At 72.8% G+C, this 24,710-nt stretch carries 17 protein-coding genes; 11 read left to right on the top strand and 6 right to left on the bottom strand.

Annotation, left to right across the window (positions count from 1 at the left end):
* The first annotated feature begins 35 nt into the window (after positions 1-35).
* The 4 genes from ACFW6B_RS16760 (at position 36) to ACFW6B_RS16775 (ending at position 5,679) form a co-directional block, all read left to right on the top strand.
* Positions 36-2,327, top strand: coding sequence for a tetratricopeptide repeat protein (locus ACFW6B_RS16760; protein ID WP_386596558.1), 2,292 nt, complete (start codon positions 36-38; stop codon positions 2,325-2,327).
* Between the two features lie 149 nt (positions 2,328-2,476).
* Complete coding sequence (locus ACFW6B_RS16765) at positions 2,477-2,899, top strand: YciI family protein (protein ID WP_386596560.1); 423 nt, start codon at positions 2,477-2,479, stop codon at positions 2,897-2,899.
* Entirely contained in the window at positions 2,892-4,037 is a 1,146-nt protein-coding gene (locus ACFW6B_RS16770; RefSeq protein WP_386596562.1) for an RNA polymerase sigma factor, read from the top strand. The genes ACFW6B_RS16765 and ACFW6B_RS16770 overlap by 8 nt, the downstream gene beginning before the upstream one ends.
* Before the next feature lie 76 nt (positions 4,038-4,113).
* On the top strand, positions 4,114-5,679 hold the full coding sequence (locus tag ACFW6B_RS16775; RefSeq protein WP_386596565.1) for a phytoene desaturase family protein: 1,566 nt from the start codon (positions 4,114-4,116) through the stop codon (positions 5,677-5,679).
* A 182-nt stretch (positions 5,680-5,861) separates the two neighbouring features.
* Here ACFW6B_RS16775 and ACFW6B_RS16780 read toward each other — a convergent pair whose 3' ends face one another.
* Positions 5,862-7,667: a serine hydrolase gene (locus ACFW6B_RS16780; protein WP_386596567.1), complete on the bottom strand. Its 1,806-nt coding sequence runs from the start codon at positions 7,665-7,667 to the stop codon at positions 5,862-5,864.
* Positions 7,668-7,839: 172 nt separating this feature from the next.
* Between ACFW6B_RS16780 and ACFW6B_RS16785 the strand changes: the two genes are divergently transcribed.
* The 3 genes from ACFW6B_RS16785 (at position 7,840) to ACFW6B_RS16795 (ending at position 12,127) form a co-directional block, all read left to right on the top strand.
* Positions 7,840-8,952, top strand: coding sequence for an NAD(P)H-dependent flavin oxidoreductase (locus ACFW6B_RS16785; protein WP_386596569.1), 1,113 nt, complete (start codon positions 7,840-7,842; stop codon positions 8,950-8,952).
* Positions 8,949-10,499, top strand: coding sequence for an acyl-CoA synthetase (locus ACFW6B_RS16790; protein WP_386596571.1), 1,551 nt, complete (start codon positions 8,949-8,951; stop codon positions 10,497-10,499). Before ACFW6B_RS16785 ends, ACFW6B_RS16790 begins: the two co-directional genes overlap by 4 nt.
* Before the next feature lie 128 nt (positions 10,500-10,627).
* Positions 10,628-12,127, top strand: coding sequence for an acyl-CoA synthetase (locus tag ACFW6B_RS16795; RefSeq protein ID WP_386596573.1), 1,500 nt, complete (start codon positions 10,628-10,630; stop codon positions 12,125-12,127).
* A gap of 50 nt (positions 12,128-12,177) precedes the next feature.
* Here the strand turns inward: ACFW6B_RS16795 and paaK are convergent, their stop codons facing one another.
* From paaK to ACFW6B_RS16820, 5 genes are all read right to left on the bottom strand, one after another.
* The gene (gene paaK / locus ACFW6B_RS16800) at positions 12,178-13,509 is read right to left on the bottom strand and encodes a phenylacetate--CoA ligase PaaK (protein ID WP_386596575.1); all 1,332 of its coding nucleotides are present in this window, start codon (positions 13,507-13,509) and stop codon (positions 12,178-12,180) included.
* Positions 13,510-13,627: 118 nt separating this feature from the next.
* Positions 13,628-14,962: an enolase C-terminal domain-like protein gene (locus ACFW6B_RS16805; RefSeq protein WP_386596577.1), complete on the bottom strand. Its 1,335-nt coding sequence runs from the start codon at positions 14,960-14,962 to the stop codon at positions 13,628-13,630.
* Between the two features lie 150 nt (positions 14,963-15,112).
* On the bottom strand, positions 15,113-16,072 hold the full coding sequence (locus ACFW6B_RS16810; protein WP_386596579.1) for a 5-dehydro-4-deoxyglucarate dehydratase: 960 nt from the start codon (positions 16,070-16,072) through the stop codon (positions 15,113-15,115).
* Positions 16,073-16,289: 217 nt separating this feature from the next.
* Positions 16,290-18,299: a sulfatase gene (locus ACFW6B_RS16815; RefSeq protein ID WP_386596792.1), complete on the bottom strand. Its 2,010-nt coding sequence runs from the start codon at positions 18,297-18,299 to the stop codon at positions 16,290-16,292.
* A 485-nt stretch (positions 18,300-18,784) separates the two neighbouring features.
* A complete protein-coding gene (locus tag ACFW6B_RS16820; RefSeq protein WP_386596581.1) occupies positions 18,785-20,440 on the bottom strand; it encodes an acyl-CoA synthetase in 1,656 nt (551 codons plus the stop codon).
* A gap of 197 nt (positions 20,441-20,637) precedes the next feature.
* Between ACFW6B_RS16820 and ACFW6B_RS16825 the strand changes: the two genes are divergently transcribed.
* The 4 genes from ACFW6B_RS16825 to ACFW6B_RS16840 all read left to right on the top strand — a co-directional run bounded on the left by ACFW6B_RS16825 (position 20,638) and on the right by ACFW6B_RS16840 (position 24,678).
* Entirely contained in the window at positions 20,638-21,438 is an 801-nt protein-coding gene (locus ACFW6B_RS16825) for a crotonase/enoyl-CoA hydratase family protein (protein WP_386596583.1), read from the top strand.
* A gap of 79 nt (positions 21,439-21,517) precedes the next feature.
* Positions 21,518-22,459, top strand: a complete 942-nt coding sequence (locus tag ACFW6B_RS16830) for a Zn-ribbon domain-containing OB-fold protein (RefSeq protein ID WP_386596585.1) — start codon at positions 21,518-21,520, stop codon at positions 22,457-22,459.
* Positions 22,460-23,515 carry a thiolase domain-containing protein gene (locus ACFW6B_RS16835; protein ID WP_386596587.1) on the top strand — a complete coding sequence of 352 codons (1,056 nt, stop codon included), beginning with the start codon at positions 22,460-22,462 and terminating at the stop codon, positions 23,513-23,515.
* Positions 23,512-24,678: a thiolase domain-containing protein gene (locus ACFW6B_RS16840; RefSeq protein ID WP_386596589.1), complete on the top strand. Its 1,167-nt coding sequence runs from the start codon at positions 23,512-23,514 to the stop codon at positions 24,676-24,678. The genes ACFW6B_RS16835 and ACFW6B_RS16840 overlap by 4 nt, the downstream gene beginning before the upstream one ends.
* Positions 24,679-24,710 lie beyond the last annotated feature (32 nt).

The following is a 24,710-nucleotide window of genomic DNA, read 5'->3' on the forward strand; positions in this document are numbered from 1 at the left end:
CCCGGGGCCGAGCACGACGGGGGCGATCACACGAGATGGCGGAGAGCAGGCTGATCCAGGGCCGGTACCGGCTCCTCGATCCGATCGGGCGCGGCGGCATGGGCGAGGTGTGGCGGGCGCGGGACGAATCGCTGGGCCGCCAGGTGGCCGTCAAGTGCCTCAAGCCGCTCGGCCCGCACCACGACCCGTCCTTCACCCGCGTCCTGCGCGAGCGGTTCCGCCGCGAGGCCAGGGTGGCCGCGGCCCTCCAGCACCGCGGAGTGACCGTCGTCCACGACTTCGGCGAGTCCGACGGCGTGCTGTACCTGGTGATGGAACTGCTGGAAGGGCACAACCTCGGCCAGCTCCTGGAGGAGAACCGGCACCATCCGCTCGCGGTCGACGACGTCGTCGACATCGCCGACCAGGTGACCGCCGCGCTCGCCTACACCCACCGGCAGAGCGTCGTGCACCGCGACCTGAAGCCCGCGAACATCATGCGGCTGACCGACGGCACCGTGAAGATCTGCGACTTCGGCATCGCCCGCCTCGGCCACGACATCGGGTTCACCTCACGGCTCACCAGCACCGGCGTGGCGATGGGCACCCCGCACTACATGTCGCCGGAACAGATCAGCGGCGCGGAGGTCGACCAGCGCAGCGACCTCTACTCCTTCGGGTGCGTGCTCTACGAGATCGCCACCGGAGCCCCGCCGTTCGACCTCGGCGACTCCTGGGCCATCCTCGTCGGCCACCGCGACACCGTGCCCGAGCCGCCCCGCAGCCACCGGGCCGACCTCCCCGAGTACCTGGAGCGGATCATCCTCGACCTGCTCGCCAAACGGCCCGAGCAGCGCCCGCGGGACGCCGGCGAGATCGCCCGCCGCATCACCGCCGGGCGGACCGCGCCGCTGTACGTGCCGACCGTGGTCGCCCCGGCCCCGGCGCACCCAGGCTCCGGACGCCGGCCCGCGACGCCGGCGCCGACGCCGGCATTCCCGTCCGGACCCGGGCGGCCACCCTCCCGGACACCCGGGCTGCCGTCCTGGACCGAGGGCATGACCACCGGCCGCAAGGCCACCGGCACGGGGCGGCGCGGCACCCCTCCCGACGCGTCGGCGGGCCTCACCGGCGAGTGGACCGCCCGTCCCTCCACCGCCGTCCCGCCCCTCCCCGGCCACGGAGGGCGACCCGCTCCCACGGCGCAGGCGATCACCGCCCTGACCGGGCGGCACAACGCAGGGCTGAGCCTCGGACGGCTCGGCCGGTGGGCCGAGGCGGGCGAGGTCCACCGCTCGGTCGCCGCCGAACGGGAGAGGCTGCTCGGCCCCGACCATCCGGACACGCTCGCCAGCCGCTACGAGATCGGCTTCACCCTCAGCCGCACCGGACACCCCGGCGAAGCGCTCGGCGAGTACGCGCGTGTCGCCCAGACCAGAGAGCGGGTGCTCGGCGTCGACCACCCCGACACCCTGGCCGCCCGGCAGGAAATGGCCTACGTGCTGGGCCAGTTGGGCCGTCACCTCGAGGCGCACCAGGCATACACCTCGGTGCTCGCCGCCCGGGAGCGCGCGATGGGCCCCGACCATCCGGACACCCTGCGCTGCCGCCACAACCTCGCCTTCAACCTGAGCAGGCTCGGACGCCTGGAGGACTCGTACCGCATGGCGGCCGAAGTCGCCGCGGCCCGGGCCCGGGTGCTCGGTCCTGCCCACCCGGACACCCTCGTCACCCGCTACGAAGTCGCTTACGCGTTAGGCCAGTTGGGGCGCTGGGCCGAGGCGCTGCACACCTACCAGGAGGTGGCGGGCGCCCGTGCCCGGGCGCTCGGCCCCGACCACCCGGACACGCTCGCCGCGCGCTACGAGGTGGGCATCAGCCTCGGCAGACTCGGCCGCAGCGCACAGGCGCTGGAGCTGTACCGCGCGCTCGTCGGCGACCGCACCCGCGCACAGGGCGCCACCCATCCCGAGACCCTGCGCGCCCGGCACGGCCTCGGCGTCAACCTCGGCCGCCTGGGCCGCTGGGAAGAAGCCCTCGCCGAGTCCCGTGACGTGTGCGCCATCCGTGAGCGCTCCCTCGGCGCCGACCACCCCGACACCCTCGTCAGCCGCCGCGAGGTCGCCGTCGGGCTCGGCTGGCTCGGACGCTGGGCCGACGCCCTCACCGAGTACCGGCGCGTCGCCTCCGCCCGTGAGCGGGTGCTCGGCGTCGACCATCCCGACACCCTCGCCGGCCGCACCGACGAGGCCCACTGCCTGGAACAGCTCGGGCACGGACGGGAAGCGGCGGAGCTGTACCGCAGGGTGGCCGCCCTGCGGCAGCGGCGGGCGGCCCGGGGAGGCTGACCGCCGGGGCCGCCCGCCGTCCAGCGTTGTCCCGCGTTCCTCCACAGGGGCAGAAAAAATTTTCGCCGGTGATGTCGAGAACCCGTGGCCCGCTCCGTCCCGGAGGTGAACGCGACCAGAATGGCCGTATCAGTACGGAGGAGATCACGATGGCCAAGTACCTGCTTCTCAAGCACTACCGGGGCGCCCCGGCCGCGGTCAACGACGTGCCCATGGACCAGTGGAAGCCGGAGGAGATCTCGGCCCACGTGCAGTACATGAACGACTTCGCGGCCCGGCTGGAGAAGACCGGCGAGTTCGTCGACGGCCAGGCGCTCGCCCCCGAGGGACAGTGGGTCCGGTACGACGGTGAGGGGCGCCCGCCGGTCACCGACGGCCCGTTCGCCGAGACCAAGGACCTCATCGCCGGCTGGATGGTGATCGACGTCGACAGTCACGAGCGCGCCGTCGAGCTGGCCGGGGAGCTGTCGGCCGCCCCCGGGGCGGGCGGGAAGCCGATCCACGAATGGCTGGAGGTGCGCCCGTTCCTGACCGCACACCCCACCGTCACGGAGTGCCTCGGCCATGGATGAGGCCCTCCTCAGGAGCCTCACGCCCGGCGTGCTCACCGTCCTCGTCCGCCGCGGAGCCGACTTCGCGGCGGCCGAGGACGCCGTGCAGGAGGCTCTTGTCGAGGCGGTCCGCGCCTGGCCCGCCGACCCGCCGCGGGACCCCAGGGGCTGGCTGATCACCGTGGCCTGGCGCAAGTTCCTCGACGCGACCCGCGCGGATGCCGCCCGCCGCCGGCGCGAGGACCTCGTCGACGAGGAGCCCGCGGCCGGACCCGCGAGCGCGGTGGACGACACGCTCCAGCTCTACTTCCTGTGCGCCCACCCCTCGCTGACCCCGTCGTCCGCGGTCGCGCTCACCCTGCGCGCCGTCGGCGGGCTCACCACCCGCCAGATCGCCCGCGCCTACCTGGTGCCCGAGGCGACCATGGCACAGCGCATCAGCCGGGCCAAGCGCACCGTCTCCGGGGTCCGGCTCGACCGGCACGGTGACGTCGCCACCGTGCTGCGCGTCCTCTACCTGGTCTTCAACGAGGGCTACTCCGGCGACGTCGACCTCGTAGCCGAGGCCATCCGCCTCACCCGGCAGCTCGCCGCTCAGATCGACCACCCCGAGGTGGCGGGGCTGCTCGCCCTGATGCTCCTCCACCACGCCCGGCGTGCCGCCCGGACCGCGCCCGACGGCAGCCTGGTGCCGCTGGCCGAGCAGGACCGCGGCCTGTGGGACACCACGGCGATCACCGAGGGCGTCGCGATCCTCCAGGCGGCCCTCGCCCGCGACCGGCTGGGCGAGTTCCAGGCCCAGGCCGCCGTCGCCGCCCTCCACGCCGACGCCCCCACCGCCGAGGAGACCGACTGGACGCAGATCGTCGAGTGGTACGACGAACTCGTGCGGCTGACCGACAGCCCCGTCGTCCGCCTCAACCGCGCGGTGGCCGTCGGCGAGGCCGACGGGCCGCGCGTCGGCCTCGCCGCGCTCGCGGAACTGGACGACTCGCTGCCCCGCCACACCGCGGTGGCCGCGTACCTGCACGAGCGCGCCGGCGACCTGGCGAAGGCGGCACGGCTGTACGCGGAGGCGGCGCGCAAGGCGCCCGACCTGGCCGAGCGCGACCACCTGACCCGCAGGGCCGCCCGCCTCAACACCCGCCCGGACCGCTGACGGACCGGTCCGTACGGGTGCCGCCGCCTGCCGCGCACCCCTGGCCGACGTAGATCACCACGTGCTACGAAGAGGCATGCCTGTACACGAGGGACATGACGTCGTGATCGTCGGCGGAGGCCACAACGGACTGGTCGCCGCCGCCTATCTGGCGCGGGCCGGCCGGTCGGTGCTGGTGCTGGAACGCCTCGGGAACACCGGCGGCGCAGCCGTCTCCACCCGGCCCTTCACCGGGGTCGACGCACGGCTGTCGCGCTACTCGTACCTGGTCAGCCTGCTGCCCCGGAAGATCGTGCGGGACCTGGGCCTCGACTTCCGGGTCCGGGGCCGGACCGTCTCCTCGTACACGCCCGTGGAGCGCGACGGACGGCCCACCGGCCTGCTCGTCGGCGGCGGCGAGCGGCGCACCCGCGAGGCGTTCGCCCGGCTGACGGGGTCCGAGCGCGAGTACGGGGCGTGGCAGCGCTTCTACGGGATGACCGGCCGCGTCGCCCAGCGGGTGTTCCCGACGCTCACCGAACCGCTGCCCACCCGCGAGGAGCTGAGGGCGCGCGTCGACGACGAGGACGCCTGGCGGATCCTCTTCGAGGAGCCGGTCGGCAGGGCCGTCGAGGAGTACTTCGCCGACGACCTCGTGCGCGGTGTCGTCCTCACCGACGCGCTCATCGGCACCTTCGCCGACGCCCACGATCCCTCACTGCGGCAGAACCGCTGCTTCCTCTACCACGTGATCGGCGGCGGCACCGGAGCCTGGGACGTGCCCGTCGGCGGCATGGGCGCCCTCACCGACGCGATCACCGGCGCGGCGCGCGCGGCGGGCGCCGTGATCGAGACCGGCCACGAGGTGCTGCGGATCGACACGGACGGCCGGTCCGCCGAGATCACCTACCGGACGGCCGACGGCGAGGGCGTGGTCGCCGCCCGTCACGTCCTCGTGAACGCCTCGCCGCAGGAGCTCGCCCACCTCACGGGCGACGAGCCGCCGGCCCCGGCGGAGGGCGCGCAGCTCAAGGTGAACATGCTGCTCAAGCGGCTGCCGAGGCTCCGCGACACCGCCGTCGACCCGCGCGAGGCGTTCTCCGGGACCTTCCACATCGCGGAGGGGTACGAGCAGCTGGCGGCCGCCCACGCCCAGGCCGCGGCCGGTGAGCTGCCCGCGGCGCCGCCCTCCGAGATCTACTGCCACTCGCTCACCGATCCCAGCATCCTCGGCCGGGACCTGGCCGAGCGGGGCTACCAGACGCTCACGCTCTTCGGCCTCCACACGCCCGCCCGGCTCTTCGAGCGGGACAACGACGCCGTGCGCGAGGAACTGTTGAAGTCGACGCTGGCGCAGCTCGACGCGCACCTCGCCGAACCGCTCGCCGACTGTCTGGCCACCGACGCGGACGGAAGGCCCTGCATCGAGGCGAAGACCCCGCTCGACCTGGAGCGGGACCTGCGGCTGCCGGGCGGGAACATCTTCCACCGCGACCTCGCCTTCCCCTACGCCCAGGAGGGCACGGGCCGCTGGGGCGTGGAGACCCGGCACGCCAACGTGATGCTGTGCGGGGCGGGCGCGGTGCGCGGCGGCGGGGTGAGCGGGGTGCCGGGGCACAACGCCGCGAAGGCCGTACTGGAGTCCCTGGCAGGGGAGGGCTAGACCGAAGGCCGCCGTCAGGGCGCGCGCCCCTGCCGGGAGCGGGCGCGCCCTGTGCGTGGGGAAGCGCGTGCTCCCGCCGGGATCGGGCGCGCCCCCGGGAAAGCGGCCGTTCCCGGCAGGAGCGGGTGCATCCCGTCAGGGTCGGGCGCGCCCCGGCCCGGAGGGCACCCGCCACCCCGCGGTCAGTCCTCGGAGGCCACCCAGCCCTCCGCCGCGATCCGCCCGGCGTCCGCGGGTCTCGACCCGTCGAAGAGGACGCGGCCGCCCGACTCGACCCGCGGCGCGTCGACGTACGCGCCGCGGCCGACGTACAGCCGGTCGGTCGTGTACCGCCAGCGCAGGGTGAGCGCCGTGGCGCCCGGCAGGCCGGCGTCCAGCCGGTGCCAGGCGCGCCCCGACCACCCGGTGGCCGTTCCCGCCGGATGATCCAGCGGGTCCTCGGGCCGCCGCCGGGTCGTGAAGGGGACCGGCCGCCAGGTGGCGCCGTCGTCGGCGGACGACTCCAGGGACAGGACGTCCGACCCGGGTTCGGTGTCCCACCACAGCGCGCAGCGGAGCCGGGCGGGACCGGCGGTGGTGTCGAGGGCGGGCAGCGTCAGGGTCGCCGTTGTCGCGCTCGCCATCCCGGAGAACCAGGACGTACGGCCGTGCGCCGGACGCACCGCGACGGCCCGCGCGAGGTTGTTCCCGGCGGCGACCCGGGGAGCGGATCCGGATCGCCAGTTGCGCACCGGGTGGACGGAGTTGCCGAGGACCACCAGGAAGGAGTCGGTCGTCGGGTCCAGGACGAGCGAGGTGCCGGTGAAGCCGGTGTGCCCGGCGGTGCGCGGAGTCGCCAGCGCGCCCATGTACCAGTGCTGGTAGAGCTCGAACCCGAGGCCGTGCTCGTCGCCGGGGAAGGCGGTGTTGAAGTCGGTGAACATCAGGTCCACCGACTCGGGCCGCAGGACGCGCGCCTTGCCGTAGGCGCCGCCGTTCAGCAGCGTGCGCCCGAGGACGGCCAGGTCCCAGGCGCTGGAGAAGACCCCGGCGTGCCCGGCGACCCCGCCCAGGGAGTACGCGTTCTCGTCGTGGACCTCTCCCCACACGAGCCCGCGGTCCAGTCCCGACCACGGCGGCCGGGCGTCCTCGGTGGCGGCGATCAGCGGCTTCCAGGAGGCGGGCGGGTTGTAGCGGGTGCGGTCCATGCCGAGGGGACCGGTGACCTCTTCGCGCAGCAGGGTGTCGAGGGTCCGGCCGGTGATCCTCTCCAGGACGAGCTGGAGCGAGATCAGGTTCAGGTCGGAGTACAGGTACGCGGTGCCGGGCGGGGCGACGGGCTTCTCGTCCCAGAGGAGCTGGAGCTTCCCCTCGCGCGTCGGCGCCTTGTACAGCGGGATCCAGGAGCGGAAACCGGAGGTGTGGGTGAGCAGTTGACGGACGGTCACGTCCTGTTTGCCGCCGCCCGCGAACTCCGGGAGGTACGAGGCGACGGCGGCCTCCAGTTCCAGGGCGCCGCGTTCCAGCTGCTGCACCGCGAGGACGGAGGTGAACAGCTTGGACACGGAGGCGAGGTCGTAGACCGTGTCCCTGGACGCCGGGATCTGCCGCTCGGCGGGGAACTCCACGCCGGTGTCGGTCTTCTCGTCGTACGCCGCGTAGCGCACGGCCGCGCCGATGGGCTCGTGCAGGGCGACGGTGCCGCCCCGGCCGGCCAGCAGGACGGCCCCGGCGTACCAGGGGTGCCGGGGCGAGGGGTCGAGGAACGCCTGCGCGTCCGCGACGAGTCGGCGCAGGTGGCCGGCGAGCAGTCCGGCCTGCCGGGGCGTGCCGTGCCGCAGGGTCCGGTGGCCGTCCCCGGCGGAGGCCGCCGCCGGGCCCGCGGGGAAGGGGGCGAGGGCCACCGCACCGCCCGTCGCCAGTACGGCTCTGCCCCACTGACGGCGGGTCAGCCCGCCGCCGGCCCTGCCCTGTGTGCCTTTCGCGGAGTCCTTGACGCCTTCGGTCATCGGGAAGCCTCTCGCTCGCGTCGCCTGAAAGCATCTTTCCGGGTCTGCCGTGCCGGGTGAAACTTTCCCGTCAGGCGTGGGCGTGTCAACCCCGCCGGAGGGGCGGCGCGATATCTGACGGAGTATCAGAAAAGGCCTTCCCTCGTCCGGACGTCTGCGGCATCCTGCGCCCATGCAGACGGAGCTGAGCAAGGAACTGGGAGTCGAGCACGCCGTCTTCGGCTTCACGCCGTTTCCCGCCGTCGCCGCGGCCATCAGCCGCGCGGGCGGGTTCGGTGTGCTCGGCGCGGTCCGCTACACCGCTCCCGCCGACCTGGAGCGCGACCTCGACTGGATCGAGGCGAACGTCGACGGCAGGCCCTACGGCCTCGACGTCGTCATGCCCGCCAAGAAGGTCGAGGGCGTCAGCGAGGCCGACGTCGAGGCGATGATCCCCGAGGGGCACCGCCGGTTCGTCGAGGACACCCTCGCCAAGTACGGCGTCCCCGGACTCGCCGAGGGGGAGGCGTCCGGCTGGCGCATCACCGGCTGGATGGAACAGGTCGCCCGCGGCCAGCTCGACGTCGCCTTCGACTACCCGATCAAACTGCTGGCCAACGCGCTGGGTTCACCGCCCGCCGACGTCGTCCGGCGCGCCCACGAGAAGGGGGTGCTCGTCGCGGCCCTCGCGGGCAGCGCCCGGCACGCGCGCAAGCACGCCGAGGCCGGCATCGACATCGTCGTCGCCCAGGGCTACGAGGCGGGCGGACACACCGGGGAGATCGCCTCGATGGTGCTCACGCCCGAAGTCGTCGACGCGGTGGGCCCGTTGCCCGTCCTGGCGGCGGGCGGCATCGGCAGCGGACAGCAGGTGGCCGCCGCGCTGAGCCTCGGCGCCCAGGGAGTGTGGCTCGGATCGGTCTGGCTGACCGTGACGGAGGCCGACATGCACTCACCGGCCGTCACCCGCAAACTGCTCGCCGCCGGCTCCGGCGACACCGTCCGCTCCCGCGCCCTGACCGGCAAGCCCGCACGCCAGTTGCGCACCGAGTGGACCGACGCCTGGGACGACCCGGACGGCCCCGGCGCGCTCCCCATGCCGCTCCAGGGACTCCTGGTCGCCGACGCCGTCTCCCGCATCCAGAGGTACGAGGTGGAGCCGCTGCTCGGCACGCCGGTCGGGCAGATCGTCGGCCGGATGAACAGCGAACGCTCCGTCCAGGAGGTCTTCGACGACCTGACCCGGGGCTTCGAGCGCGCCGTCGACCGCATCAACCGCATCGCGGGCAGGGGAGAGCAGGCATGACCACAGCACCCAACGGTTTCTGGGCCCAGGCCACCGCCGATCCCGAGCGGGTCGTCCTGGTCACCCCGGACGGCGAGGAGTGGACCGCGGGGCGGCTGCACGCGGCGGCCAACGGCCTCGTCCACGGACTGCGCGCCGCCGGCCTCGAACGCGGCGACTCCTTCGCGGCCGTGCTGCCCAACGGCGTCGAGTTCCTCGTCTCCTACCTCGCCGCCTCGCAGGCGGGCCTCTACCTCGTCCCCGTCAACCACCACCTCGTCGGGCCCGAGATCGCCTGGATCGTCTCCGATTCGGGAGCCAAGGTCCTCATCGCCCACGAACGGTTCGCCGACGCGGCCCGGCACGCCGCCGACGAGGCGAAGCTCCCCCCGGCACGGCGGTACGCCGTCGGCGAGATCGAGGGCTTCAGGCCGTACGCCGGACTCCTCGACGGACAGCCCGCTTCCGCGCCCGCCGACCGCACCCTCGGCTGGGTCATGAACTACACCTCGGGCACCACCGGCCGCCCGCGCGGCATCAGGCGCCCGCTGCCCGGCAAGCTCCCCGAGGAGTCGTACCTCGGCGGCTTCCTCGCCATCTTCGGCATCAGGCCGTTCGACGACAACGTGCACCTCGTCTGCTCCCCGCTCTACCACACCGCCGTCCTCCAGTTCGCGGGCGCCTCCCTGCACATCGGCCACCGGCTGGTGCTGATGGACAAGTGGACGCCCGAGGAGATGCTGCGCGTCATCGACGCGCACCGGTGCACCCACACCCACATGGTGCCGACCCAGTTCCACCGGCTGCTGGCCCTCCCCGACGAGGTGAAGTCCCGCTACGACGTCACCTCCATGCGGCACGCCATCCACGGCGCCGCCCCCTGCCCCGACCACGTGAAGCGGGCCATGATCGCGTGGTGGGGCGAGTGCGTCGAGGAGTACTACGCGGCCAGCGAGGGCGGCGGCGCCTTCGCCACCGCCGAGGACTGGCTGAAGAAGCCCGGCACCGTCGGCAGGGCCTGGCCCATCAGCGAACTCGCCGTCTTCGACGACGACGGCGACCGGCTGCCGCCCGGTGAACTCGGCACCGTCTACATGAAGATGAGCACCGGCGGATTCTCGTACCACAAGGACGAGGGCAAGACCCGCAAGAACCGCATCGGCGACTTCTTCACCGTCGGGGACCTCGGTCTGCTCGACGAGGACGGCTATCTGTTCCTCCGCGACCGCAAGATCGACATGATCATCTCGGGCGGGGTCAACATCTACCCGGCCGAGATCGAGGCGGCGCTGCTCTCCCACCCCGCCGTCGCCGACGCGGCCGCCTTCGGCATCCCGCACGACGACTGGGGCGAGGAGGTCAAGGCCGTGGTGGAGCCCGCGCCGGGCCACGAGGCCGGACCGGCCCTCGCCGCGGACATCCTCACCCACTGCGAACGGCAGCTCGCCGGCTACAAGCGGCCCAAGAGCGTCGACTTCATCACGGCCATGCCCCGCGACCCCAACGGGAAGCTCTACAAACGACGGCTCCGCGACCCCTACTGGGAGGGCCGCGCCCGGACGATGTGAGACCGGCGGCGCGCGGTGCCCGGAGCGGACCCGGGCACCGCCGCACCGCGGACGTGCCCGTACGGCGCCCGTCCCGCCCGTGTGCGGTGACTTGACCTCCTCCTTCCCTGGACCGAGGATCATGTGACATGACGCCTGGACACGGCAGTACGGTCGACGGGGTGCTGCGGCGCAGTGCCCGGCGCACACCGGCGCGGCGCGCCGTCGACTACCGGGAGCGCTCCTGGACCTACGCGGAACTGGACGAGGCCGTCTCCCGCGCGGCGACCGTCCTCCTCGACGAGGGGCTGTCCCCCGGGGACCGCGTGGGCGCCTACGGCCACAACTCGGACGCCTATCTGATCGCCTTCCTCGCCTGCGCCCGGGCGGGACTGGTCCACGTGCCCGTGAACCAGAACCTGACCGGCGACGACCTCGCCTACATCGTCGGCCAGTCGGGAAGCGCCCTGGTCCTGACCGACCCCGACCTGGCGGACCGGCTCCCGGAAGACGTACGGACCCTGCCGCTGCGCGACGCCGACGGCTCGCTCCTCCTGCGGCTGGAGGCGGCACGCCCGTACGACGGTGAGGAGCCGCGCGGCGACACGCTCGTGCAGCTCCTCTACACCTCGGGCACCACGGCGCTGCCCAAGGGCGCGATGATGACGCACCGCGCCCTGGTGCACGAGTACCTGAGCGCGATCGCCGCGCTCGACCTGAGCGCCGGGGACCTGCCCGTGCACTCGCTGCCGCTCTACCACTCGGCGCAGATGCACGTGTTCCTGCTGCCCTACCTCGCGGTCGGCGCCTCGAACACGATCCTCGACGCGCCGGACGGGGACCGGATCCTCGACCTGATCGAGGCGGGCCGCGCGGACAGCCTGTTCGCCCCGCCCACGGTGTGGATCGGCCTGTCGAACCGCCCCGACTTCGACGGACGCGACCTGAGCGGCCTGCGCAAGGCGTACTACGGCGCGTCGGTCATGCCGGTCCCCGTCCTGGAGAGGCTGCGCGAACGGCTGCCGAAGCTGGCCTTCTACAACTGCTTCGGCCAGAGCGAGATCGGCCCGCTCGCCACCGTCCTCGCACCGGACGAGCACAAGGGCCGGATGGACTCGTGCGGACGCACGGTGCTGTTCGTGGACGCGCGGGTCGTCGACGAGGACGGCGAGGACGTGCCGGACGGGACACCGGGCGAAATCGTCTACCGCTCACCGCAGTTGTGCGAGGGCTACTGGGACAAGCCCGAGGAGACCGCCGAGGCGTTCCGCGACGGCTGGTTCCACTCGGGAGACCTCGCCGTGCGCGACGCCCACGGGTACTTCACCGTGGTGGACCGGGTGAAGGACGTCATCAACTCCGGCGGTGTCCTGGTCGCCTCGCGCCAGGTCGAGGACGTGCTGTACACCCACGAGTCGGTCGCCGAGGTGGCCGTCGTCGGGCTCCCCGACGAGCGCTGGATCGAGGCCGTCACCGCCGTCGTCGTGCCCCGGGGCGAGGTCGGCGAGGACGAACTGATCGCCCACGCACGCGAGAGGCTCGCCCACTTCAAGGCGCCCAAGCGGGTCCTGTTCGTGGACGAACTGCCGCGCAACGCCAGCGGGAAGATCCTCAAGCGGGAACTGCGGGACCGCTTCGGCCGGGCGTAGCGGACGGGGCCGCGGGGATGTCAGGTACCCCGCGGCCCCGCCCGCGTCGGTCAGGCGCGCGGGCGCAGGTCCACGATCCGCTTCAGCTTGCCCACCGACCGTTCCAGGGACTCCGGTTCGACGATCTCCACCGTGACCGAGACGCCGATCCCGTCCTTGACGCCCGCGGTGATCGCCCGCGCCGCGGCCTCGCGCGTCTCGGGGGTGGCACCGGCCCGGGCCTCCGCGCGTACGGTGAGGGCGTCGAGGCGGCCCTCGCGGGTCAGCCGGAGCTGGAAGTGCGGGGCCACGCCCGGTGTCCGCAGCACGATCTCCTCGATCTGCGTCGGGAAGAGATTGACCCCGCGCAGGATGACCATGTCGTCGCTGCGCCCGGTGATCTTCTCCATCCGGCGGAAGACCCGCGCCGTGCCGGGCAGCAGCCGCGTAAGGTCCCGGGTCCGGTAACGGACCACGGGCATGGCCTCCTTGGTGAGCGAGGTGAAGACGAGTTCGCCCTCCTCGCCGTCCGGCAGCACCTCGCCCGTGAAGGGGTCGACGACCTCCGGGTAGAAGTGGTCCTCCCAGACGTGCAGACCGTCCTTGGTCTCCACGCACTCCTGGGCGACACCGGGGCCGATGACCTCCGAGAGCCCGTATATGTCGACCGCGTCGATCGCGAACCGCTCCTCGATCTCGCGGCGCATCGCCTCGGTCCACGGCTCGGCCCCGAACACGCCGACCCGCAGCGAGGTGCTGCGCGGGTCCACGCCCTGGCGCTCGAACTCGTCGAGCAGGGTCAGCATGTACGAGGGGGTCACCATGATGATCTCGGGCTTCAGGTCCTGGATCAGCTGGACCTGACGTGCCGTCATGCCGCCGGACGCGGGGATCACCGTACAGCCGAGGCGTTCCGCCCCGTAGTGGGCGCCGAGCCCGCCCGTGAACAGCCCGTAGCCGTAGGCGATGTGGACCTTGTCGCCGGGCCGGCCGCCCGCCGCGCGGATCGAACGGGCCACCATGTCGGCCCACATGGACAGGTCGTTCTCCGTGTAGCCGACGACCGTGGGGCGGCCGGTCGTCCCGCTCGACGCGTGGATGCGCCGGATGCGGTCCTGCGGCACGGCGAACATCCCGTACGGGTAGTTCTCCCGCAGGTCCGCCTTCGTCGTGAAGGGGAACCGGGCCAGGTCGGCGAGCGAGCGGCAGTCGTCGGGGCGCAGCCCGGCCTTGTCGAAGGATTCCCGGTAGAAGGGGACGTTCTCGTACGCGTGGCGCAGCGAGGCGCGCAGCCGTTCCAGCTGGAGCGTCCGCAGTTCCCCGGTGTCCAGCCGCTCGCCCGTGTCGAGCAGGCCCTTCGAGTCCGTCGAGCCCGCCATCGCGCCCTCTCCCTCGCCGAGCATGTCATTCCGGACGACCGATCATTCGGTCGTCCTGTTCGAACAGTAATTCAGGTGCCCACCGTCGACGCAAGGGTTCAGCGGTGCTTTTCGCGGAGCGGGAACGGGGACGGTCCGCAGCTCAGCGCACCAGGGCGGGCCGTTTGGGGTCGAACTCCCATCCGGGAACCAGCCGGCGCATGGCGACGGCGTCGTCCCGGTCGCCGAGCGCCTCCTTCAGGTACAGCTCGTGCGCTGCCAGCAGCCGGTCCACGTCCAGCTCGACGCCGAGGCCGGGGGCGTCCGGCAGCGCGATCTCGCCGTCGACGATGCGCGGCGGGTCGACCGTGAGCCGCTCCAGGCCCTCCTGCCAGATCCAGTGGGTGTCGAGGGCGTTGTACGGGCCCGGCGCCGCGGCCCCGCAGTGGGTGACCATGGCGAGCGAGATGTCGAAGTGGTTGTTCGAGTGGCAGCCCCAGGTCAGGCCCATCGCGTTGCAGAGCTGGGCCACCCGCACCGAGCCCCGCATGGTCCAGAAGTGCGGGTCGGCCAGCGGGATCGAGACCGACTGGAGCGCCAGGGCGTGGGTGAGCTGCCGCCAGTCCGTGGCGATCATGTTGGTCGCCGTCGGCAGTCCCGTCGCCCGGCGGAACTCGGCCAGGACCTCCCGTCCCGAGTACCCGTCCTCGGCGCCGCAGGGGTCCTCGGCGTAGGCGAGCGTGCCGGTCAGGGGCCCGCACAGCTCGATCGCCTCCCGCAGCGACCACGCGCCGTTGGGATCGAGCGTGACGCGCGCCTCGGGGAAGCGGTCCTTGAGCGCGCGTACGGCCCGGACCTCCTCGGCGCCTTCCAGGACTCCGCCCTTGAGCTTGAAGTCCCGGAACCCGTACAGCTCGTGGGCGGCCTCGGCCTGCCGGACGATCGCGCCGGGTGTCAGCGCCTCCTCGTGCCGCAGGCGGTACCAGTCCACGTCCGCGTCGCGCTCGCGGACGTACGGCAGGTCCGTGCGGTCGGGGTCGCCGACGAAGAAGAGGTAGCCGAGCACCCGCACCCGGTCCCGCTGCCGCCCGTCCCCGAGGAGGGCGGCGACGGGCACGTCGAGGTGTTTGCCGAGCAGGTCGAGGAGGGCCGACTCGACGGCGGTGGCGGCGTGGACGGCCGTGCGCAGGTCGAAGGTCTGGGCGCCGCGGCCGCCCGCGTCGCGGTCGCCGAAACGGTTCCCGATCTCGCGCAGGACGCGCTGGTGGTCGCCCAGCTTCGAACCGAGGACGAGGGGTGCGGCCTCGCGCAGCGTCCGGGTGATCTTCTCCCCGCCCGGCACCTCGCCGAGCCCGGTCCGCCCCTCGGAGTCCTTGAGGACCACGACGTTGCGGGTGAACCAGGGTCCGTGGGCGCCCGACAGGTTCAGCTCCATGCAGTCCCGTCCGGCGACGGGGTAGACCGAGAACTCGGTGATCGTCGGTTGCCGGCTCTTCATCGGACTCCTTGTGTACGACCTGCACGGGGTGGGCGGGGGTGTGCGCGGTGGGCGGGGGCGGCCGGTCGCGGGGTGGCCCCGGGGCGGCGGCGACGGGCCGGGGAGCGGCCCGCCCCGGGCCCCGCGAGGCCGCCCCCCCCCGTGTACCCCTCAGGAGGGCCGGCGCACGGCGTCGGCCAGGGTCAGTCCGGTGTCGAGGATCCGCTCCAGGGCCGCCAGGTCGGCCGGTCCGGGATCGGTGAGCGGCGCGCGCACCGGGCCGACGGGAAGGCCTCGCAGCCGGGCGGCGGCCTTGACCAGGGACACGGCGTAGCCGGGCACCGTGTCGCGCAGCTCGACGAGCGGTACGTAGAAGTCGCGCAGCAGCGTGTGCACGGTCGCCTCGTCGTCGGCGCGCAGGGCGGTGAAGAACGCGTCGGCGATCTCGGGGGCGAAGGCGTGGACGGCCGACGAGTAGGCGGGGACGCCCACGGCGGCGTACGCGCGGGCCTGGATCTCGGCGGTGGCGGCCCCGTTGAAGAACAGGAAGCCGTCGGGGGCGGCGAGGGTGAGGCGCTGGAGCCGGTCGAGGTCGCCGTGCCCGTCCTTGAGCCCGATGACCCCGGGGATCGCCGCGACGGCCCGCAGCCCCTCGGGGGTGAACGTGACCGGGCCGCGCTGGTAGGCGACGAGCGGCAGCCGGGTGCCGGCGGCGATCCGGCGCAGCTGCTCGACCAGGCCCGCCTCGGGGGCCTCGACGAGGTAGTGGGGCAGTACGAGGAGGGCGTCCGCGCCGGCCTCCTCGGCGATCCGCGCGAACCGCAGCGCCTGCGCCCATCCGTAACCGGTGCCCGCGACCACGGGCATGCGGCCGTCCGCGATCTCGACGGCGGCGGTGACGACGGCGCGGTACTCGGCCTCGTCCAGCGCGCTGAACTCGCCGGTCCCGCAGGCGGGGAACACCGCGCCCGGCCCCGTGGCCAGCCGGGCGGCCAGATAGGTCCGGAAGGAGTCCGGGTCGAGGGCGCCGTCCACCGTGAAGCTCGTGAGCGGGAAGGACAGGACCCCGCTCGTCATACCGTCCCGCAGTCGCTGGGCCACGCCGTCCGGATCCGCGCCGAACCCTGCCATGAGCCTCACCCCGTATGCAGACGCTGTCTATGTATGAGAACTCAGGTTAGATTCATGAACCTCGGGGGTCAAGGTGCCACCCTGCCGAGGTGCGGTCCCCGACGTGCGGCACCCGGCTGTGCGGCCCTCGGCCCGGCCGGGGCGGTCGCCGACGCAGAACGGCGGGCCCGCAGCCGGGGAGGCTGCGGGCCCGCCGTGTCGTCGGCCGTGGGGCCGGTCAGCGCGTGGTCGTGGCCGCCGTGCCCGGATTCGGGCCGTACGCCGTCATGAAGCGGTCGCGGAACTTGTTCATCGGCCATTCCGGAGCGTCGGCCGCAGGCTTGAGGCCGTCCGTCCAGCCCCAGTCGGAGATGCGGTCCAGCACCTTCGGGTCGCGGGCGACGATGGTGACGGGCACGTCCCTGTTGGAGCTGTTCCCGGTGACCGTCGGGACGGGCTGGTGGTCGCCGAGGAAGACGAGGACGGTGTCGTCGTCGCCGTAGCGCTGGACCCACTGGGTCAGGCTGTCCAGCGAGTACTGGACGGCCTTGCGGTACTCGGTCCGCACGCGCTTCGAGCTCTTCCAGACCTCCGTGGGGTTGGTCCCCTCCTCCTTGATCTTGTAGAAGACCTTGCCGTCCCCGAGGTCGTCCCAGTCGATCATGTGGGCGATGGGGGACCAGGGGTTGTGGCTGGAGGCGAGGATGATCTCCGCCATGATCGGGTCGCGGTTCTTCTTCCCGTGCTCCAGCTTCTGGAAGGACTCCAGGCTGAACTGGTCCGGCACCGGCGTCCAGCTGAAGTACGGGCCCTGGTAGCCGAGGTGCGTCGAGTCGTAGATGTGGTCGAGGCCGAAGTACGTGCCCTCGGGCCAGGACTTGCGCACGCCCGGGACGATGCCGACCGTGCGCCAGGCGCCCGTCTTCTGGAAGTAGCTGGTGAGGGTCGCCCGGTCGCTGGTGGTCAGGGACCGGTACCGCTGCTGGTTCTTCACCCACGTACCGGACAGGAACGTCGAGTGGGCGAGCCAGCTCCCGGCGCCCGCCACGGGTGACTTGAGCCAGCCGCTGCGCGCCTGGAAGCCCGCCGACTCGAGCCTCGCACGGCCCTCCGCGAGCGTCGCGTCGACCTCGGGTCCCATCGACGGATCGTCGATGGCCACACGGCCGTAGCTCTCGATGAAGGTGAACATCACGTCCTTGCCGCGCAGTCCGGTCAGCAACTGGTCGGACGGGGTGTCGGCGAACGCGTCGGCGGCCATCTGCTTCTTGTAGACGTCGGCGTCGCCGAGGCCGTCGCGGACGTACTGCACACGGTTGGAGAGGAACTGGGAGAAGCCCTTGGTGGCGATCGTGACCCCGCCGGACTGCACGCCCAGGGTGAAGCAGACGACCCACGCGACGCCGAGGACGAGCGTGGAGCGCACGGCCCCGGTGCGGTGCCGGGCCAGCACGTCCGCCAGCCGCGTCATCGCGAGCACGCTCAGGGTGAGCACGGCGATGACCAGGACGATCGCCCCGACGATCGCCAGCAGCTCGCCCGAGCGCCCGAACGAGTCCTTCACCCAGTCCGCCCCGTCTCTCAGCAGGGCCCAGTCGAAGACCAGGTCGAACGGCCGGGCCAGGGTCTGGCGGAAGCCCATGTCGAGGCACTTCAGGATGGCGGACAGCCCGAGGAGCACTCCCAGGGCCCTGGCCGTGATCCGCCGTGCCCTGGAGGGCAGCGCGAGCAGGACGGCGGAGAGGTAGACCGCCTCGACCGGGAGGCGGAAGAACGCCTGGACGCTCATCCAGTCGAGGCGGTTGGGCACGATGAGGACGGTGACGACCAGCGCGCCGGCCAGGACGGTGGTGCCCACCCGCACGGCACGCGCGGTCCGGGGGTAGCGGCGCCGCCAGCCGAACCACCCGGGGCGGACGGCGGGGGCGGCGCTCGCGACGGGTCCGGCCTCGTCCCCGGCCGCGGACCCGGCGGGGTCCTGACCGGCGGCTTCGGAGGCGGCTTCGTCGGTCGCCGGCCGAGGATCGACGGGTTCCGCGTCGACGGGGTGCGGGGCGGCGGGCTCGCCGGTGGGCTCGTCGGCCGGGTGCGTGTCGGTGGAAACGGCGGTGGCCTCCGGGTCCGTCCCGGCAGGTCCGTCGGTGACCGGGCGCGCGTCGGCGGGTTCCGCGTCGGTCGCCGGGTCCGTCCCGGTGGGTTCGGCGTCGTCCGTCGGTTCCGTGTCGGTGGGTTCGACAGCGGTCACCAGGTCCGTGTCGGCGGGTTCGGTGTCGGTCGTCCGGTCCGTGTCGGTGGGCTCGTCGTCGGCCGCCGGGCGTGAGCCGGCGGGCTCGTGGCCGTCGGCGGGGTGCCGGCCGACGGGCTCACCGTCGGCGGGGTGGGGGACGGCGGGCCCGGCCGCGGCCTCACCGCGCTCTTCGCCGCCGTTCACCCCCTTTGTCCGCTCCTCGGTCCCGGCACTCGCGTGCGCGTCGGTCCGGTCGTCCGTCCCGGAGTCCTCGCGGGTCCCGTCCGCCGCCGTCGCGTCGGGGTCCGGACCCGTGTCGGCGTCCGGCAGTTGACGAGGAGGCGTGTGGTGCGACACCCGAAGTCCTTCCGTGCGTAACCCGGTGCTGGTGGACGGAGGCTGTTCCGTCATCCCCCATACGGCTGTCCGTCACCTCCGGTTCAAAGGAGGGAGGAGGCCGCGCACAGAGTACGTCGCCGGAATCACCCGGATGACACCGCCGACGGCTACCGGTCCGCCGCCACCGCCACCTCCCGCGCCCACCGGTAGTCGGCCTTGCCGCTCGGCGACCGCTGGACGGAGTCCGTGATCACCAGCTGGCGCGGGACCTTGTACCCGGCCAGCCGGGTGCGGCAGTGCGTCTGGATGTCGTCGAGCGACGGCCGCGGCGCGCCCTCCCGGAGCTGGACGACGGCCGCCACGTGACTGCCCCACTTCGGGTCGGGCACTCCGGCCACCAGGGCGTCGTACACGTCCGGGTGCGACTTCAGGGCCTGCTCGACCTCCTCGGGGTACACCTTCTCGCCGCCGGTGTTGATGCACTGCGAGCCGCGGCCGAGGACGACGACGACGCCCTCCTCGTCGACCGTGGCCATGTCGCCGAGGAGCACCCAGCGTTCGCCGTCCTTGCGGAAGAACGTCTCGGCGGTCTTCTCGGGGTCGTTGTAGTAGCCGAGGGGCACGTGGCCGCGCTGCGCGACCCGCCCCGGCTCGCCGGCCGCGACCGGCTCGTGCGTCACCGGGTCCACCACCCGCGTACGGGCGTTGACACGGATCCGGAAGCCGCGCCCGGGGCCGGAGTCGGCCGTCGCGGTGCCGTTGAAGCCGGACTCCGAGGAACCGAAGTTGTTGAGCAGCATCACGTTCGGGACGAGCGCCTGGAACTGTTCGCGCACGGTGTCCGACATGATCGCGCCGGACGAGGACACGCTGAACAGGGCGGAACAGTCCGTGCCCTTCAAGGGGCCGTTCAGCGCGTCGATCAGAGGCCGCAGCATCGCGTCGCCGACCAGCGACACGCTGGTCACCCTCTCCCTCTCGATCGTCCGCAGGACGTCCTCGGGCGAGAACCTGCGGTGCAGCACGACCCGTTGGCCGAAGTTGAAGGCGATGAACGCGGTGAGCGTCGAGGTGCCGTGCATCAGCGGGGGAGTGGGGAAGAAGGTGATCCCCGCGCCGCCGGCCGCGACGCGCTCGGCGAGCTCCTCGGGCCTCGTCACCGGATCGCCGGTCGGCGCGCCGCCGCCGAGCCCGGCGAAGAAGAGGTCCTCCTGCCGCCACATCACGCCCTTGGGCATCCCCGTCGTGCCGCCGGTGTAGATGATGAACTGGTCGTCCGCGGAGCGCGGGGCGAAGCCGCGCAGCGGTGAACCGGCGGCCTCGGCGTCCCCGAAGTCCACGGCGTCCGCCACGCCCCCGGCGCCCGCCGGGCCCTTCGCGTCCGCGGCGCCCGCCGTATGTGCGGCGGCGCCCACCCGCACGAGATGCCGCAGCCGCGGGGCCCGCGGCCGGGCGGCCGCCACCCGGCCGCCGAACTCCGCGTCGAAGACCAGCGCCACCAGGTCCGCGTCCTGGTACAGATAGGCCAGCTCGTCCTCCACGTAGCGGTAGTTGACGTTGACCGGCACGATCCGCGCCTTCAGGCAGGCCAGCACCGTCTGGAGGTACTCGACGCCGTTGTACAGATGGAGGCCGAGGTGCTCGCCGGGACGGATCCCGCTGTCGGTCAGATGGTGCGCGACACGGTTCGCGGCCGCGTCCAACTGCGCGTACGTCAGGCGGCGTTCCGCCCCCGTGCCCGGGTGGTCGAGGTAGACGAGGGCCTCGCGGTCCGGGACCACGTCGACGACCGACTCGAACAGGTCGGCAAGGTTGTACTCCACCGCTCCTCCTGACCGTGCACGTCCGTGGCCGTGTTCCCCCGGAGCGTGTCCGCCCCGGACCCGACGGTCATCAGAGCAAAGCCCGACCCAAGTGGGAAGGGTCCCCGCACAAGAAATCTGACTGACTGTCAGAAAACTCTTGTACTGGCTCGACGGCTCCTGCAACCTGTTCTCGCATCCGAGACGGGAGGACACCCATGGGTGGGACCGAACACCTCACCGTGCAGCGCGAAGGCGCCACACTGGTGCTCACGCTCAACAGGCCCGAGGCCAGGAACGCGCTCTCGCTGCCGATGCTCGTCGGCCTGTACGACGGCTGGGTCGAGGCCGACGCGGACGACACGGTCCGCTCGATCGTGCTCACCGGCGCAGGCGGTGCCTTCTGCGCCGGGATGGACCTCAAGGCGCTGGCGGGCAGGGGCATGGAGGGCGAGCAGTACCGGGACCGGCTCAAGGCCGACCCCGATCTGCACTGGAAGGCCATGCTGCGCCACCACCGCCCCCGCAAACCGGTGATCGCGGCCGTCGAGGGGCACTGCGTCGCGGGCGGCACCGAGATCCTCCAGGGCACCGACATCCGGGTCGCGGGCGCCTCCGCGACCTTCGGGCTCTTCGAGGTCAGGCGCGGACTCTTCCCGATCGGCGGTTCGACGGTGCGGCTGCAGCGCCAGATCCCGCGCACCCACGCCCTCGAAATGCTGCTCACGGGACGCCCCTACACCGCCCAGGAGGCCGCGGGCATCGGGCTGATCGGTCATGTGGTGCCCGACGGGACGGCACTGGAGAAGGCGCTCGCCGTCGCCGAGCAGGTCAACGCCTGCGGTCCGCTCGCCGTCGAGGCCGTCAAGGCGTCCGTGTACGAGACCGCCGAGCTGACCGAGACCGACGGCCTGGCCGCCGAACTGCGGCGCGGCTGGCCGGTGTTCGACACGGCCGACGCCAAGGAAGGATCCCGCGCCTTCGCCGAGAAGCGGCCGCCCGTCTACCGGCGCGCCTGACCCGCAAGCCCCGTCCCGGACGCGTCCCGTCCGCCCCGCGGACACGTCGCGTCCGGCCGCCGGAAGGAGAGATCCGCCGATGCCCGAAGTCCTCAAAGCCCCCCTCGTCGTCGAGTTCCCCTTCACCCGTTCGCTCGGACCCGTGCAGAGCGCCTTCCTCACGGGCCTGCGCGAACAGGTCGTCCTCGGCGTCAGGACCGCCGACGGACACACCCTCGTCCCGCCCGTCGAGTACGACCCCGTCACCGCCGAGGAACTGCGCGACCTCGTCGAGGTCGCCCCCACCGGCACCGTCACCACCTGGGCCTGGAACCACGAACCCCGCCGCGGCCAGCCCCTCGCCACCCCCTTCGCCTGGGTCCTGGTCAGGCTCGACGGCGCCGACACCGCCCTGCTGCACGCCCTCGACGCCCCCGGCCCCGACGCCGTGCGCACCGGCATGCGCGTGCGCGTCCGCTGGGCCGCCGAGCGCTCCGGTGCCATCACCGACATCGCCTGCTTCGAGCCGTACGACGGGGAACCGGGCGAACCCGCGGGCCACGACGGCCGGTTCGAGGACATGGTCACCGGGATCGTCGCCCCCGCGCGGCTCGACTACGTCTACTCCCCGGGCCGGGCCCAGACCGCCTACATCGCGGGCCTCGCCGAGCGGCGGACCGTCGGCGAACGCTGCCCCTCCTGCCGAAAGGTGTACGTCCCGTCCAGGGGTGCCTGTCCCACCTGCGGGGTGGCCACCTCCGAACGGGTCGAGGTCGGCCCCCGCGGCACCGTCACCACCTACTGCATCGTCAACATCAAGGCCAAGAACCTCGACATCGAAGTCCCGTACGTCTACGCGCACATCGCCCTCGACGGCGCGGACCTCGCGCTGCACGGCCGGATCGGCGGCATCCCCTACGACGAGGTCCGGATGGGCCTGCGCGTGGAACCCGTGTGGTCGAAGGACGGCCGCTACCCCGACCACTACCGGCCCACCGGGGAACCCGACGCGGACTACGAGACGTACAAGGAGATGCTGTAGATGCGGACCGTCAGGGACATCGCAGTCGTCGCCTTCGCGCAGAGCGACCACCGGCGCACCTCCGACGAGCTCTCCGAGGTGGAGATGCTCCTCCCGGTCCTGCACGAGGTCCAGGGCCGGACGGGCCTGAAGGCCGGTGACATCGGCTTCACCTGCTCCGGCTCCAGCGACTACCTCGCGGGCCGCGCCTTCTCCTTCACGATGGCGCTCGACGGAGTGGGTGCCTGGCCCCCGATCTCCGAGTCGCACGTCGAGACGGACGGCGCCTGGGCGCTGTACGAGGCCTGGACCAAACTGCTCACCGGCGACGCCGACACCGCGCTCGTCTACTCCTACGGCAAGTCCTCGCCCGGCTCCGTGCGCGACGTCCTGACACGGCAGCTGGACCCGTACTACCTGGCCCCGCTGTGGCCCGACTCGGTCGCCCTCGCCGCGCTCCAGGCCCGGGCGCTCATCGACGCGGGCGAGACCGACGAACGGGAGCTCGCCTCGGTCGCCGCCCGGAGCAGGGCCGACGCGACCGCCAACTCCCACGCCCAGCTGCGCGGTCCGGTGCCCCAGGGCGACTACCTCGTACGACCCCTGCGCACCGGTGACTGCCCGCCCGTCGGCGACGGCGCCGCCGCCGTGATCCTCGCGGCGGGGGACCGCGCCCGTGAGCTGTGCGAGCGGCCCGCCTGGATCCGGGGCATCGACCACCGCATCGAGGCACACTCCCTCGGGGTGCGCGACCTGACCGACTCGCCCTCCACCCGGCTGGCCGCCGAACGGGCCGGAGCCTTCGAAAGGCCGGTCGACACAGCCGAGTTGCACGCCCCCTTCAGCTCCCAGGAAGTCGTCCTGCGCAAGGCGCTGCGGCTCGACGACGGCGTGCGCGTCAACCCCTCGGGAGGAGCCCTCGCCGCCAACCCGGTCATGGCGGCGGGGCTCATCCGCATCGGCGAGGCCGCCGCGCGCGTCCACAGCGGGGAGTCCGACCGGGCGCTCGCCCACGCCACCTCCGGCCCCTGCCTCCAACAGAATCTGGTCGCCGTACTCGAAGGGGACGCCCGATGAGCAAGGAGCCCGTGGCCGTCGTAGGCATCGGCCAGACCAAGCACGTGGCGGCACGCCGGGACGTGTCCATCGCGGGACTCGTCCGCGAGGCCGCGCAACGCGCGCTGACCGACGCCGAGTTGACGTGGGCCGACATCGACGCCGTCGTCATCGGCAAGGCGCCCGACTTCTTCGAGGGCGTCATGATGCCCGAGCTGTACCTCGCGGACGCGCTCGGCGCGACCGGCAAACCGATGCTCCGGGTGCACACGGCGGGCTCCGTCGGCGGATCGACGGCCCTGGTCGCCGCCAACCTCGTCGCGGGCCGCGTCCACGGCACGGTCCTGACCCTCGCCTACGAAAAACAGTCCGAATCCAACGCCATGTGGGGCCTGTCCCTGCCGGTCCCCTTCCAACAGCCGCTGCTCGCCGGCGCGGGCGGCTTCTTCGCACCGCACGTGCGCGCCTACATGCGGCGCACCGGCGCACCCGACACCGTCGGCTCGCTCGTCGCCTACAAAGACCGCCGCAACGCCCTGAAGAACCCGTACGCGCACCTCCACGAGCACGACATCACCCTGGAGAAGGTCCAGGCCTCGCCCATGCTCTGGGACCCGATCCGCTACTCGGAGACCTGCCCCTCCAGCGACGGGGCCTGCGCGATGGTCCTCACCGACCGCGCGGGCGCGGCCCGTTCACCACGCCCGCCCGCCTGGATGCACGGCGGCGCGATGCGCAGCGAACCGACCCTCTTCGCCGGCAAGGACTTCGTCTCCCCGCAGGCCGGCAAGGACTGCGCCGCCGACGTGTACCGCCAGGCCGGCATCGCGGACCCCCGGCGCGACATCGACGCCGTCGAGATGTACGTCCCGTTCTCCTGGTACGAGCCCATGTGGCTGGAGAACCTCGGCTTCGCCGACGAGGGCGAGGGCTGGAAACTCACCGAGTCGGGCGTGACCGAACTGGAGGGCGACCTGCCCGTCAACATGTCGGGCGGCGTCCTCTCCACCAATCCGATCGGCGCCTCCGGCATGATCCGCTTCGCCGAGGCGGCCCTCCAGGTGCGCGGCCAGGCCGGAGAACACCAGGTCGACGGGGCTCGCAGGGTGCTCGGCCACGCCTACGGCGGCGGATCCCAGTTCTTCTCGATGTGGCTGGTCGGCGCCGCGCCGCCCGTCTCCTGAACCCCTCCCCCTCACATGGCCTGTGCGCGGCA

Source organism: Streptomyces sp. NPDC058751, assembly GCF_042746485.1.
Lineage (GTDB): Bacteria > Actinomycetota > Actinomycetes > Streptomycetales > Streptomycetaceae > Streptomyces.